Source organism: Streptomyces sp. CA-251247, from assembly GCF_050952975.1.
GTDB lineage: Bacteria > Actinomycetota > Actinomycetes > Streptomycetales > Streptomycetaceae > Streptomyces > Streptomyces achmelvichensis.
Window position 1 is genome coordinate 688876 of record NZ_CP191861.1, and the last position, 14202, is coordinate 703077.

Below are 14202 nucleotides of genomic sequence, written 5' to 3' on the forward strand. Positions count from 1 at the left end.
CAAAAGGAGTTGCCGTCGAGCGTTCGTCCCACCAGGCTGAACGGCATGCTGTCCGACCTGACCGCCGAGCTCATGGGTTCTCCGCTGATACTCGCCGTCGCCCTGCTCGCGGTCTTCCTCGACGCACTGGTGCCGGTGATGCCGAGCGGCACGCTCGTGCTGGCCGCCTCCCTGTGGGCGACCACCCAGGAGGTCGGCCTGCTGACCGTCGCCGTGCCGGTGGCGGCCGCTTCCGTGCTCGGGGACCTGCTCGTGGTGACGCTGGCCCGCAGCCGCCCGCTGAGACGCCCGGCCCTGACATCCGCGGCGGCCAGGCTGGAGAAGGCGCTCGCCGGCCGCCTGGGGCGTACGACGGTGGCCGCCCGCTTCCTGCCGGGCGGCCGCACCGTGCTGGCGGTCGCCGTGGGCACCACGGGGGTGTCACGGCGTCGCCACCTGGCCTGGTCGGTGGTGGGAGGGGTGCTGTGGGCCGGTTATCTCACCGGCCTGGGACGGCTCAACAGCCTCTGGTTCGATGCTTCCTGGCTGGGCTTCGCCGTCTCGGTCGCGGCCACGGTCGTCGTGGGCGCGTGCCTGGCACGCGCCCTGTCAGTACGGAAGCACCCGGCCCGACGGGGTGCGCAGGTCCAGCTCTCGGGCGGGCCTCTGCGGAGCGGGCTTTCGGATACGGATCTGAGCGGCCTTGGCCATCGGACTCACCCTCTCAAGCCGCAACGGCTTCGTACGCGTAGGACCGTTGACGAGAAGATTCCACCTGTGACTGGTGCGTACACATGGTGGACCTCCAACTTGTGGCGCGTGCGGCGACTTTGCCGCATGCTCTCTCCATCGGTTAGACCCCTGCTGCCCCCTGAACTCATCGCTCAACCCCCGGCCGGGCCATCCAATTGCCCGGCCTGTGGCATATGACAGAGGCACCACCGTATCGAGTGTTGCCAAATCCCTTACAGGCCATCGCTCCCTGTGCAACAGTCGTAACTGGTCCATTGTTCAGACCGTGTTTCAGACTGGCCGTGGCCACGCCTGTATCGGAGTACGTCATGCCCTCCCATGTGTTCGCGGACCATCCCGCACCACAGCCGCCGGAGCGTGGCACCGTCGATGCTCTGATCACCCGGACACGCCGCCTGCGCGGTGACGTCGATGCCGTACGCCGCGACGCCGTGCTGGAGGAGGACGATCCCCAGGGCCGCTGGCAGCGGGCGCTGTGCGACCTCGCCGTCCATCACCTGGACGACCTCGGCACCCATCTGGGACAGCTGAAGGAAGGCCTGCCCGCCGAGTCCCTCGGTCTCTTCGAGGACGAACTCGCGGAGTACGAGGCCGACAGCGCGCAGAGCACCGGATCGCTCCTCAGCCGGGTCGGCAGCGCCGAGTGGAACCTCCTCACCGACGAGGTGAGCTGGTCCGACGAGCTCTATCAGATCCTCGGACGCGCCCCGCAGAGCGGTCCCATGACCCTGGACGAGCTGCCGTCGATCGTGTTCGCGGAGGATCAGGCCCTGCTGACCTCGATGGTGACGGACTGTCTGGTCGACGGGCGCCCCATCGACGGCGAGTTCCGCATGGTCCGCGCCGACGGCCGCGTCCGTACGGTGCACATGATGGGCGAGCCGGTCCTCGACTCCGAAGGGTCCACCGCCTCCATGTGGGCGGTCCTCAGGGACGTGAGCGAACTGCGTCGCAGCGAGCGCGCTCTCCGCGAGAGCCGCGACCATGTGCAGCGCAAGCAGCATTTCGAGGAGACCGAGCGCCGGCTCGCGGTCGAACTCCAGGAGGCGGTGCTTCCGCCGTGGCGGGGCTCGCTGCAGTTCCCGCTCGACGGCCCCACCGAACTCGACGTCGCCGCGCACTATTTGCCGTCCGCCAACAGCGCCCTGATCGGCGGTGACTGGTACGACGCCCTGCAACTGCCCAATGGTGGTTCGCTGTTGAGCGTAGGTGACCTCACCGGGCACGGTGTGAGCGCGACATCGGCCATGGCGATGCTGCTCGGCGCGCTGCGCGGCATGGCTGTCGCGGGTATCGAGCCCGGACCGCTGATGGCGCACCTCAACCAGCTGTTGGAGACCTCCGTCCAGCCGGCCCTGGGCAGCGCGGTGTGCTGCCGCTTCGACCCGGCGAACCGCACGCTCTCCTGGGCGCAGGCGGGACACCCCGCCCCGCTGCTGTTCCGCAACGGGACGGGGCAGGTCCTCACGCCCCCCGAGGGTGTGCTGCTCGGCGCCACCTCCGGCGCCACGTACGAGCAGGCCGAAGTACCCCTGCTCCCCGGCGACCTGTTGTTGCTGCACACGGACGGTCTGACGCGCACCAGCGCCGCAGGGGACAGCGACACCGGCCGACTGCTGGCGCTGGCGCCACGTTTCGCCACGGCCCGGGACGCGCAGGAGTGCGTACGGGCGGTCCTCGAGGTGTCCGGTGAGGGCAGGCGTGAGGACGACGCCTGCGTGATGGTGGTGAAGATCGGAGCCTAGGCGGCCTGCAGTCCACCGGGCCCGACGCACGGGGGTTCTGTGCGCGGGCGCGAGCGTTCTGGGTAGGGGCACGTGGGTCCTGGATGTGGGCACGTGGGTCCCGGGCGCGGGTTGGTTCTCGGGCGCAAAGGTGGTTCTCCGTGCGCTCAGCGCACTCCGCGCCTAGATGTCGGTGCTCCTCGCCTTCTTCGACGGACCCGCGGGCAGGGCCTGCTGGATCTCCTGGCGCAGGTCCTCGATCCTGGCGTAGCCCGAGTACTGCCCGGTGAGCCGGTACATCTCCCGCAGCCGGTCCCACGTCCGGTGCGACGAGGTCTCCCCTATCGAGACGAGCGCCAGCCGCGCGTAGCGGTCGGCCTGTTCGGGGTCGTCCGCGATGAAGCAGGCCGAGGCCAGGGAGATGTAGTCGAAGATCTTCGACCGCTGCCGTCCGCCCTCACGCAGTTGCAGGGCCTGCCGTGCGTGGTTCTGCGCAATGTTCGCGGCCGACGGGTCGTGCTCGGCCAGCGTGCGGTAGGCGAGCGCCTCCATACCGTGCAGATCCGCCTCGTCGAACATCTGCATCCAACTGGGCGGCGGCACATCTCCCTTGTCGGAGACGAACAGGTCCTCGGCCTCGCCGAGGGTGCGGCGCATGGCCTGGCCGCGGCCCATGGAGGCCTGTGCCCAGGCCTCGATGGTGTGCAGCATCGCCCGGGTGCGTGGCAGGGTCTGTTCACCCGAGCCGGTCTTGGCGAGCTTCATCAGGTCGAGTGCGTCGTCGGGACGGCCCAGATGGACCATCTGCCGGGCGGCGCGGGAGAGCGCTTCGCCGGCCCGGGGGCGGTCGCCGCCCTCGCGTGCCGCGTGCGCGGCGATGACGAAGTACTTCTGGGCGGTGGGTTCGAGGCCGACGTCGTGCGACATCCAGCCGGCGAGTACGGCGAGGTTGGCGGCGACGCCCCACAGGCGCCGCTGCAGATGGTCCGGGTGACGGTAGGCGAGCATGCCGCCCACCTCGTTCAGCTGGCCCACCACGGCCTTGCGCTGGAGGCCGCCGCCACGGGCGGCGTCCCAGGCACGGAACACTTCGACGGAACGTTCCAGGGCTTCGATCTCCTGCGATCCGATGGGCGCCGCCTCGTAGCGGTCGAACCCGACGGAGTCGGCGTGCAGGGCGTTCTCGAAATGTGGTGCGTCCTTGGCGAGTGCGGGGTCGGTGTGCAGCCAGTCGTGCATGGCGCTGCTGAGTGCGGAGCCTGCGGCGAGCGCGGCGCCCGCGCCCACCAGGCCGCGTCGGTTGAGCATGAGGTCCATTCCCGTGAATTCGGTGAGGACCGCAGCGGTGCGTTCGGGCGCCCACGGGAGGCCGTCAGGGTTGGTGTCACTTCCCTGAGCGTCCTTCCGCTTTCCTGCTCGCCCGCTTCGTACGAACCCGAGGTCCTCGATGGTCACGACACGACCGAGTCGCTCGGTGAACAGAGCTGCCAGCACGCGTGGCACGGGATCGCGCGGGGTCTCCCCCATGTCGATCCAGCGCCGCACCCGCGAGGTGTCGGTCGCCAGCTGCGGGTGGCCCATGGCCGCCGCCTGCCGGTTCACGAGTCTTGCGAGTTCCCCTTTGGACCAGCCGGCCAGGCGGAACAGGTCGCAGAGGCGGGTGTTGGGTTCTCCGGTCACGTCAAGCCCCCAGGTTCTCGGCTGAGTTGACAGTAACCCCCTGTCAGATGCGGGGCGACTATTCGCCAGGGTTCGCCAGGGTGCGCCAGATGGTGTGCCACCCGCGGGCTGGTGTGACGTAGGAACGCGCCACCCCGGCCCGGCAGCCGATCGCACTCCCCAGGGTGTTGACCGGCTGCCGGGGCGGGGCCGCGCACGCAAACTGTCGGCGCACGAAGGGATCTGTCACCCCCATGTACACAGCATCGTCCTCCGTGTCCGCCCCACAGCGGCCGCAGCGCTCCGCCGTACCGGTCGGCTCCGGACCGTATCTCGACCCCACCAACGCCGGCCGGGCTCGACGGCCGGTGGGGGCGGTCGGTCAACCCCTCAGCGGGAGGATCGACTTGTCCGGCTCTCAGGGCGCGCAGCTGCGTATGGCTGTCGCGTCGGTGCACCGCATCTGCCCGGAGTTCAATCCGGTCCAGGTGCTGCGCCGCAGCGGACGTTCGGTCCTGCTCGTCGGTACGACGGGGCGGATGACGGCGGTGGCCAAGTGTCTGCTCGACCACTCACCCGCCTGGTCCGAACGTTTCCGGCACGAAATAGCTGCCTACCGCGCCTTCGTCCGGCACCGCCCACCGGTGCGGGTCCCGCGGCTGGTCGCCGCGGATCCCGACAACTGCACCCTGGTGATCGAGCGGATGCCGGGCCGGGCGGCGGCCCTCGCGCGCCACCCGGCCGAGGCTCCGCCCCGTGCCGATGTGAGGGCCGCCCTCGGCGCGATCGCGCGGCTCAACACCTGGCGGCCGCCGGCCGGAATGTTCGATGCCCCCCTCGACTATGCGTCCCGTATCTCGCGCTACCACGAACTGGGCTTGTTCACCGACCGTGACCTCGGCGACCTCCAGAAGCTGCTGCACGGACTGGCGCACGCCGGTGGCAAGCAGGGCATGGGCCAGTTCTGCCACGGTGACGCCTTACTGTCCAACATCCTGCTGTCGCCGACGGGTCCCGTTCTGGTCGACTGGGAGCACGCCGGCTGGTACCTGCCGGGGTACGACCTGGCCACCCTGTGGTCGGTGCTCGGCGACGCGCCGGTGGCGAGGCGGCAGATCAGCCAGCTCGCCCAGCAGCAGGGGCCCGCGTCCCGGGACGCCTTCCTGGTGAATCTGATGCTGGTGCTGACCCGGGAGATCCGCACCTACGAGACAGCGGTGCAGCGCACCATGCGGGAGGCCACTCCCGCCACCGGTGCCACCGCACCCGCCGCCGGCGGCCTGTCGGCCGGTGAGGAACAGCGGCTGCTGCTCAGGCGGCTGCACGACGACTGCGCACTGGCCCGTCGGGCCGTGCGTGCGGCGGTCGGCACTCGCTGACCGGCCGCCACAGAGGGGGAAGCGCGCTGCGCGCCCAGTGCCGACACACTGGGCGCGCAGCGCACTGTGCGGGTGATGACCGGTGTCCTCGACAGCCCGCCACCCGTCCGGACGACTCTGGGCCGACCGGCCAGGCGCTGGTCGCGATCGGCGACGGTGTCGTGGAACGACGGGGCGAGGACATCACCGAGGGCATGGACCGGCTCGCACGGAGCCGCCGAGAGAAAGCCGGGCGCTCCCCGGCGAGATACTCGAACGGATCATCGCGGACTACACCCGCTCGGCCCACGACGGCGCCTGTCTGCTTGCCATTCAGGTGAACTGAGCCGCTCGCCGGGACCGGAACCGGGGGTCGGGCTGCCGGTGCCAACCTCCGTTCCATGGACGGGAATTGGTCCACACCACTGACGCACCGCAGGCCCGCGGCCCCTCACCGCGAAACTCCCCGGAACCTGCGCTGACGTGCAAACTTCCTCCACCTGGGTGCGATTGACGGATCGTCCGGCAGCCGATACCCCTGTAGGCGAGACCGACCCCGCAGGCCCCGCCACGCACCATCCGCCCCTGGAGGCTGCCTTGCAACGTTCCGCCCCCGCGCGCCCGCGAAGCGCCCGCCGTCGCATGCTGAGGGCAGGGGGCGCGGTGGCGTCCGCGGCCCTGTTGCTGCCGCTGGTCTCGGCCGGCCCGTCCGCCACCGCCGAGCAGGGCGGAACCGGGTCGCTGCAACGGGAGTTCGCCGCGGCTGCCGCCCAGTACCGCGTGCCGCAGAGCGTGCTGCTCGGCGTGTCGTACCTGCAGTCCCGGTGGGACACGCACGGAGGCGCGGCGAGTGTCACCGGCGGCTACGGGCCGATGCATCTCACGGACGCCCGCACGGCACTGGCCGAGGCTCCGCACCACTCCCACGGCAGCGAGGACCCACGCGGCGACGACGCCCGTCGGACCCTGCGGGCCGCCGAGGCCGCGCTGCCGGATCCCGCCGAACTTCCTTCCCGGCTGCGGACGCTGGAGCGCGCGGCGGAGCTGTCGGGCTACAGCGCGGCGCAACTGCGCGACAACACCGCGGCCAATGTGCGCGGCGGCGCGGCCCTCCTCGCCGACGCGCAGAAGAAGCTGGGCCGTCCGCTGAGCGACCGGCCCGCCGACTGGTTCGGCGCCGTCGCCCGCTTCTCCGGCGCCGACGACACGGCGACCGCCACGGTCTACGCGGGCGACGTCTTCGACGTGATCCGCACCGGCCGGTCCCGCACCACGGACAGCGGCGAGCACGTCGTTCTGGCGGCCGACCCGTCGGCGGTCGCCGACGCCGCGCAGACGGCCCGGCTCGGGCTGCGCACGGCGGACGCGGGGAAGACCGAGTGCCCGCGGACCGTGGCCTGCGAGTGGATCCCGGCGCCGTACGAGGAGTTCGGCGAGGGCGAGTACGGCAACCACGACCTCGCGAACCGGCCCGCGTCGCAGTCGGTGAAGTACATCGTCGTCCATGACACCGAGGGCTCCTGGGACACCACCCTGAAGCTGGTGCAGGACCCGACGTATGTGTCGTGGCAGTACACCCTGCGGTCCTCCGACGGGCACATCGCCCAGCACGTGCCGCTCAAGGACGTCGCCTGGCACGCCGGCAACTGGTACGTGAACGCGAAGTCGGTGGGCCTGGAGCACGAGGGCTTCCTGGTCTCGCCGGACGCCTGGTACACGGAAGCGATGTACCGCACCTCGGCGCGGCTGGTGCGGTATCTGGCACAGCGGTACGACATCCCGCTGGACCGGCAGCACATCCTCGGGCACGACACGGTGCCGGGCACCACCACGGCGACGATCGCCGGAATGCACACCGACCCGGGCCCGTACTGGGACTGGGCGCACTACTTCACCCTGCTGGGCCGCCCGTTCGTGCCGGGAGCCGGTCCCCGCAGCGACGTGGTGACCATCCGTCCCGACTACGTCCGCAACCAGCCCCTCTACACGGGCTGTGTGAAGCCCGCCGAGGCGTGCGCACCGCACGGCTCGGGTGCGGTCCGGCTGCACACCGCCCCGGCGGACGACGCGCCGCTGGTCAAGGACATCGGTCTGCGGCCCGGCGGGCAGGACTCGACCACCGGTGTCAACGACACGGGTGCGCGGGCCTCGACGGGTCAGCAGTACGCCGTGGCGGAGCGCCGCGGCGAGTGGACGGCCATCTGGTACCTCGGCCAGAAGGCCTGGTTCCACAATCCGAGCAGCCGGCCGACCGCCGTGGGCGCGCGGGAGTCCCTGCTGACCCCGAGGGCCGGCCTCGCGGAGATCCCCGTGTACGGGCGTGCCTACCCGGAGGCGGCCGCCTATCCCGAGGGCGTGCCGGTGCAGCCGGTGTCGCCGCTGCCGTACAAGCTGCTCGCCGGGCAGAAGTACGTGGCGGGCGACCGGGTCCCGGGCGAGTACCTGTACGCGACGACCTTCGATGCGGCGGGACATCGCGTCGTGCGGGGCAAGGAGCTCTACTACGAGATCCAGTTCGGGCACCGGGTGGCCTTCGTGAAGGCCGCGGATGTGCGCGTCCTGAGGTAGCCGGCGGGCGCCACCGGTCGAGGGGTCCGGTGGCGCACCGTCTCAACTTTGTGGGCTTGTGTGACTAATGGGTCGTTGTGCGTGGGCCGTCCGAGGGACGGGTAGGCCTCGCCCGTCCACCCGGTCCGCGCTCGCGCGGATGCTCACCGAAAGGCCCACGCGCAGATGGCACAGCCCTTCGTACTGCCGGACTTCTACGTCCCGTATCCGGCACGGCTCAACCCTCATGTCGAGGAGGCACGGCGGCACACCAGGGAGTGGGCCCGCGGCATGGGGATGCTGGAGGGGTCCGGCATCTGGGAGGAGGCCGATCTCGACGCGCACGACTACGCGCTGCTGTGCGCCTACACGCACCCCGACTGCGACGCCGAGGCGCTGTCCCTGGTGACCGACTGGTATGTGTGGGTCTTCTTCTTCGACGACCACTTCCTCGAGGTCTTCAAGCGCAGCCAGGACCGTGAGGGCGGCAAGGCGTATCTGGACCGCCTGCCGGCCTTCATGCCGATGGGCTCCACGGCCGGTGTCCCGGAGCCGCAGAACCCGGTGGAGGCGGGACTGGCCGATCTGTGGGCGCGGACCGTGCCGAGCATGTCCGACGGCTGGCGGACCAGGTTCGCCGAGTCCACGGCGAACCTTCTCAACGAGTCGATGTGGGAGCTCACCAACATCAACGAGGGGCGGATCTCCAACCCCGTCGAGTACATCGAGATGCGCCGCAAGGTCGGCGGCGCACCCTGGTCGGCGGGGCTCGTGGAGTACGCGGCGGGCGCCGAAGTGCCCGAAGCCGTTGCGGACTCACGTCCGCTGCGGGTGCTGCGGGACGCGTTCTCCGACGGTGTCCATCTGCGCAACGACCTGTTCTCCTACCAGCGCGAGGTGGAGGACGAGGGTGAGCTGAGCAACGGCGTGCTCGTGCTGGAGACCTTCCTGGGGTGTACGACGCAGGAGGCGGCCGAGGCGGTCAACGACCTGCTGACCTCCCGGGTCCAGCAGTTCGAGAACACCGCGCTGACCGAAGTCCCCGGCCTCTGCGTGGAGAAGGGCCTGACTCCGGTCGACTGCGCCGCGATCGCCGCGTACACCAAGGGACTTCAGGACTGGCAGTCCGGTGGTCATGAGTGGCACATGCGCTCCAGCCGCTATATGAACGAGGGCGTGAACACCGGGCCGCCTTCACACGTCGGCGGGGTCCTGGGCACCTCGGCCCTCGACATCACGACCCTTTTCGGCCGTCCCGCGGCATCGCGGCTGCGTGGCCGCGCCCACCTTCCGCACCAGCGGGTCGGACCCTCGCTGCTGCCCGACTTCGACCTGCCGTTCCCTCTCTCGATCAGTCCGCACCACCGGGACGCGCTCGACAAGTCGGTCGCCTGGGCGGACCGCATGGGCCTGCTCGGGGACATCTGGGACGGGCCGATGCTGCGGGGCTTCGACTTCGCGCTGTGCTCGGCGGGCCTGGACCCTGACGCCACGGCCGAGGAACTGGAGCTCAGCGCCGAGTGGCTGACCTGGGGCACCTACGGCGATGACTACTACCCTCTCGTCTTCGGCCGCCCCCGCAATCTCGTCGGGGCGAAACTGTGCAACGAGCGGCTGCTTGCCTGTATGCCCGTCGACGAACCGGCCGCGGGCGCGGCCCTGGCCGTCAGCCCGATGGAGCGGGCGCTCGCCGATCTGTGGGAGCGCACCACCGGCCCCATGGAGGCCGGGGCCCGGGTGAAGCTGCGCCGGGCGATCGAAGTGATGATCGAGAGCTGGTTGTGGGAGCTGCACAACCAGGCGCAGCACCGCGTCCCCGACCCGGTCGACTACATCGAGATGCGGCGGCTGACCTTCGGGTCGGACCTGACGATGAGTCTGTGCCGGCTGCGGCACGAGGGAGAGTTGCCACCGGAGGTGCTGCGCAGCGGGACGGTGCGGAGCCTGGAGAACGCCGCGGCGGACTACGCCTTTCTGATCAACGATCTCTTCTCCTACCAGAAGGAGATCGAGGTCGAGGGTGAGGTGCACAACGCGGTCCTGGTGGTGCAGACGTTCTTCGACTGCGACTATCCGACCGCGGTCTCCATCGTCGACGACCTGATGCGCGGCCGGCTCCGCCAGTTCCTGCACGTCAAGGAGCGGGAACTGCCGTTGCTGTACGAGGACTTCGCACTCGATGAGGACGCAAGGGCCGCCCTCGACACCTATGTGCACGAGCTGGAGGACTGGCTGGCGGGCATCCTCAACTGGCACCGGGGGGTGCGCCGCTACAAGGCGGAGGATCTGCGCACGGGCGCGGGAACGACGCTGCTGAAGGAGCCGACCGGGCTCGGCACCTCGGCGATGCGGGTGGCCGCGATGCTCACGCGATAGCGGCGGCGGACGGACACGGGCCGCGGAGCCGGACGGGTTTCGCGGCCCCGCAACGGCAGGAGCGCCGGAGGGTCAGCCCTGCTGGAAGAGTTCCGCGGGCAGCGGCTTGAGCAGCGCGTACAGGTCGTCCGTGATCGGACGGTCCCAGCTGGCGATGGTGACCAGCACATTATCGCTGCGGTCGAACTGGACACAGGAGATACGGCTCTCGGAGAGCTTCAGCCTGCGGACGATCAGCAGATTGTCCCCCTGCATCACCGGCAGGTCCTCGGTCTCGACGACCTCGACGGGCTCCTCGTTCTCCAGGGCGAGCAGCAGCTGCGCCACCTCGAACGGGATCTGTCCCTCGTCGACCTCTCGGGCGGGCGAGCCCTCCGGGAGATTGCCGATGATCATCGCCGGGCCGCGGCCGCCGAACAGGTCGTACCGCAGAAAGACACCCTGGCAGGAACCGTCGGGAGCGGGAAGGAGGCCCGCGCCGAGGTTGCCGGGCCAGTCTCCCGGGTCCATGGCCAGGACGTCGAAGTCCGGACCCGCGGGAGTGGCGGCGCTGCGGCGGCGGAGGAAGGACATACCGCCATGGTACGTGTCCGCGGGGGTGCGCCAGAGCCGGGGCCGGGTGCCTTCGGGCTACTGTTCGGTCACCTTCCGCGCCCGCCGACCGTCGCCTCTTCGGTGTCCTCGCCGAGTGCCGCGGCGAGTCCCGCCTCGTCGGTGCCGACCTTGCGGTAGACGGCCGAGAGCAGTTTGATCACGGCGGGTTCGTCGAGGTGCAGGGCGGCGGCCACAGCGGCCGCGTCATCCCCCTTCACGGTCAGCAGGGCCGCGGTCCGCTCCCGGGTGGTGAGGGCGTCCGTCTCTATGGCGCGCAGCCGTCGGGGGCGCAGCCCCGCGGCGGCGAGCTCGTCGCGCGCGGTGTCCGCGAGCCCGTCGGCGTCGCACTGACCGGCGGCCTCCAGTCCTCGGTAGAGATACTCCGCGGCCTCCTTCGGGTGGCCGGTGCGGCGCAGATGGGCGCCGAGGCCGACGAGGGCGCGGGCCAGTTCGTACGCGGCCGGTGAGCGTTCGAGGCAGGTGACGGCTTCCCGCAGGAAGGCGGTGCGCTCGCTGCCGTCGGACACCTCGGCGGCGACCCGCAGTGCCTGACCGATGCCGGAGGCGGCGGCGTAGCGGCGGGCGCGCTCGACGGCGTCGAGGGCGATGGCCCGCGCTCTCTCCGGTGCGTCGTGGGCCTCGGCGAGGGCGAGATGGAGCTGCCAGGGGCACCAGGCGGGGTTGCGCATACCGCGCGGGTCGAGCCGGCGGCCCACGGCGGCGAGCTCGACCGCCGCCTCCTTGGTGCGGCCACGGGCGAGCAGCAGTTCGCCGTACACGGACTGCGAGTCGGGGAAGGTGACGGCCGCGGGGAAGGGCTCGCCGAAGCCGTGGTCCTGTGCGACGGTGATCGCTTCGTCGGTGCGGCCGCGGGCCAGCAGTACCTCGATGAGGGTGCCGACGGCGTACCACGCGGCCGGGGTGCGGGGACCCACGCGCTCGGCGAGACGCAGTCCGGCCCGGACGAAGTCCTCGGCCTCGGCGAGCCGTCCGCGCCGGTAGCGGATGTACGCCAGCAGGGTGTAGGCGAAGGAGAGATGGGCGCCGCGCCAGCCCTGGCGCTCGAACTCCGCCGTACCGGCCGCGAACAGTTCCTCGGCGCGGCCGGGCCGGTCCGCGTAGAGGAAGGCGAGGGCGACGAGCACCGGAACTTCGAAGCCGCGGTCCTCGACGGCCCAGCTCAGGCCGCCCTCCAGGGCGCGTTCGGCATGGTGGAGCGCGACGGAGGCGGGTTCTGCGCGCAGCGTGGCGTCCCAGGCGCGCAGCCCGATGATGTACCGCTCGGTGAGGTCGGTGCCGGAGAGGCGGTCGGCGAGGCGGGCCAGCCGCCGCGAGCGGGCCGGAGAGTCGGGTTCGTCCGCGCGGAACGCGTCCCACATGAACTTCTCGGACTGCATGCGCAGCCGGGTGCGCGGGTCGGTCGAGCGGCGGGTCTCGCGTGCGAGGGTGTCGCAGGCTTCACCGAGGCGGTCGGAGTGGGCGAGGACCTGGGAGAGGCGGTAGACGATGGCCTGACGCAGGGCTGGGTCCGTGATGGGTTCTTCGAGTGCGGCCCGCAGATGGTTGACAGTGGTGGCGGGCTCCGTGAGCAGGGAGGCGCAGCCCAGTTCGTACAGGACGGCGGCCCGGTCGTCGAAGGCGGGGGGTTCACGCAGTGCGCGGGCGAGGAAGCGGCGGGCGGCGTCCGGAGCACCGGCGCGCAGTGTCTCGCCCGCTGCCCGGCGCAGTTGCTGGACCACCCAGGGATCGCCGTCGGGGTGGGCCTCCATCAAGTGGCGGGCGGCGGCGGACGAGCCGAGCCCGGCGTCGACGACCGCCCAGGCGGCCAGGCCGTGCAGCGCGACGCGCACAGCGTCGGGAATGGCCCGGTAGACGGCGGTGGCGATCAGCGGGTGGACGAATTCGAGGGTGTCCGAGCCGGTGAGGATACGGGCGTCGCGCAGCCGGTCCGCGGCGTCGGCCGCCGCCTCACTGCCGAGGCCGGCGACGGACGCGGCGAGCGACGGCTGGATCTCGGTGCCGAGGACGGCCCCGGCCCAGGCGAAGCGGACGGTGGAGGTGCCGAGCCGCTCCAGCCGGGAGACGAGCCCGCTGCCCTTGACTGCGGCGGCGAGGTCGCGCAGCAGGTGAGCGCCGGCTTCGAGGGGTTCGATGCCGCGGTCGCTGACCTTGGCGGTGAGTTCGACGGCCTCGAAGGGGTTGCCCGCGGTGACGGCCCAGCATTCGCGGCAGAACGCGTCGTCGGCATGCGCGCCGAGCCGGTCGCGTACGAGATGGCCCACGGCGGGGGCGGTCAGCGGTGCGAGATCGATGGGGCGTTGTCCGGCCCTCCCGGTGATTCCCCGGAACTGCTGGGCGTGGTCGGGGAGTTCGTCGGGGCGGTAGGCGACGACGAGCAGCATCGGCAGTTCTTCCGCGCGGGGTGCGTACGCGGCGAGCCAGCTCAGCGACTCGGGGTCGGCCCAGTGGGCGTCGTCGAGGACCAGGACGAGCGGGGCGCGCTGCACGGCGAGGTGGGTGAGGACCCAGTCGAGCCCGTCGCGCAGGCCCTGCGGGTCGGGCGGGGCGCCCGCGTCCGCGGTGCACAGGCCGAGCGCGGGGCCCACGATGGCGTACCAGCTGCCCAGTTGCATGCGCAGTGCGGCCTCGGAGGTGCCGGCCAGTTGCGGCTGGATCAGCTGGCGGGCGACGTGGAAGGCGACCTGCTGCTCCTGCTCGCCGCCGCGCGCGGAGAGAACGGTGCAGCCCTTGGCGGCCGCCCGTCGGCGCACCTCGTTGAGCAGCGTCGTCTTGCCGAGACCCGCGGGGCCGGCGAAGGCGAGCAGCGCGCCGCGCGGCCGCTCGGGCGGGTCGAGGTCGTCCGTCCGGAAGCCGGTGAGCTCGTCGAGAGCTTCGTCGACGGCGGCCAGTTCGGCCTCACGCTCGAAGAGTCGGCGTCTTGTCCCGCCGGCACGTCGCGTCATCTGTAACCCCCACGGCCGGGCGTGCTCCCGGCGCGGTGAAGGGGCCGCCGGACACACGTCCTTGAGGCACCTCAGCGTACGCCCGCGCGCGCTCTCAGGGACCTGTCCTTGCGAAACGTGCGTGTCCGGAATGGGAGTTGTGGGTACGTGGGGAGTTCTGCGGTCCGGCCCGCCGCACATGGGTACGCCCGCGTGCGGTGGGCCGGCGCTGCCTGGTGACGAGCGGCCGCCGTGGGCGCAGGACCGCGT

General features: G+C 71.3%; 8 protein-coding genes. 5 read left to right on the top strand and 3 right to left on the bottom strand.

Annotation, left to right across the window (positions count from 1 at the left end; genetic code table 11):
* Nucleotides 1-45: 45 nt before the first annotated feature.
* Together ACQPWZ_RS03010 and ACQPWZ_RS03015 are read left to right on the top strand one after the other, a co-directional pair.
* On the top strand, nucleotides 46-909 hold the full coding sequence (locus ACQPWZ_RS03010) for a DedA family protein (RefSeq protein WP_433570526.1): 864 nt from the start codon (nucleotides 46-48) through the stop codon (nucleotides 907-909).
* A 131-nt stretch (nucleotides 910-1040) separates the two neighbouring features.
* Nucleotides 1041-2477, top strand: a complete 1437-nt coding sequence (locus ACQPWZ_RS03015; RefSeq protein ID WP_433573760.1) for a PP2C family protein-serine/threonine phosphatase — start codon at nucleotides 1041-1043, stop codon at nucleotides 2475-2477.
* Nucleotides 2478-2639: 162 nt separating this feature from the next.
* On the opposite strand, the gene ACQPWZ_RS03020 is transcribed toward ACQPWZ_RS03015, so the two are convergent.
* Nucleotides 2640-4136, bottom strand: a complete 1497-nt coding sequence (locus ACQPWZ_RS03020) for a DNA-binding protein NsdB (protein WP_433570527.1) — start codon at nucleotides 4134-4136, stop codon at nucleotides 2640-2642.
* A gap of 233 nt (nucleotides 4137-4369) precedes the next feature.
* Here ACQPWZ_RS03020 and ACQPWZ_RS03025 point away from each other — a divergent pair, with 233 nt between their 5' ends.
* From ACQPWZ_RS03025 to ACQPWZ_RS03035, 3 genes are all read left to right on the top strand, one after another.
* Nucleotides 4370-5494, top strand: a complete 1125-nt coding sequence (locus ACQPWZ_RS03025; RefSeq protein WP_433570528.1) for an aminoglycoside phosphotransferase family protein — start codon at nucleotides 4370-4372, stop codon at nucleotides 5492-5494.
* A gap of 621 nt (nucleotides 5495-6115) precedes the next feature.
* Entirely contained in the window at nucleotides 6116-8041 is a 1926-nt protein-coding gene (locus ACQPWZ_RS03030; protein WP_433570529.1) for an N-acetylmuramoyl-L-alanine amidase, read from the top strand.
* Between the two features lie 165 nt (nucleotides 8042-8206).
* Nucleotides 8207-10396, top strand: a complete 2190-nt coding sequence (locus tag ACQPWZ_RS03035) for a terpene synthase family protein (protein WP_433570530.1) — start codon at nucleotides 8207-8209, stop codon at nucleotides 10394-10396.
* A 72-nt stretch (nucleotides 10397-10468) separates the two neighbouring features.
* On the opposite strand, the gene ACQPWZ_RS03040 is transcribed toward ACQPWZ_RS03035, so the two are convergent.
* Together ACQPWZ_RS03040 and ACQPWZ_RS03045 are read right to left on the bottom strand one after the other, a co-directional pair.
* Entirely contained in the window at nucleotides 10469-10969 is a 501-nt protein-coding gene (locus ACQPWZ_RS03040) for a hypothetical protein (RefSeq protein ID WP_340471561.1), read from the bottom strand.
* Nucleotides 10970-11037: 68 nt separating this feature from the next.
* A complete protein-coding gene (locus ACQPWZ_RS03045) occupies nucleotides 11038-13953 on the bottom strand; it encodes an ATP-binding protein (protein WP_356703427.1) in 2916 nt (971 codons plus the stop codon).
* Between the last annotated feature and the right edge of the window lie 249 nt (nucleotides 13954-14202).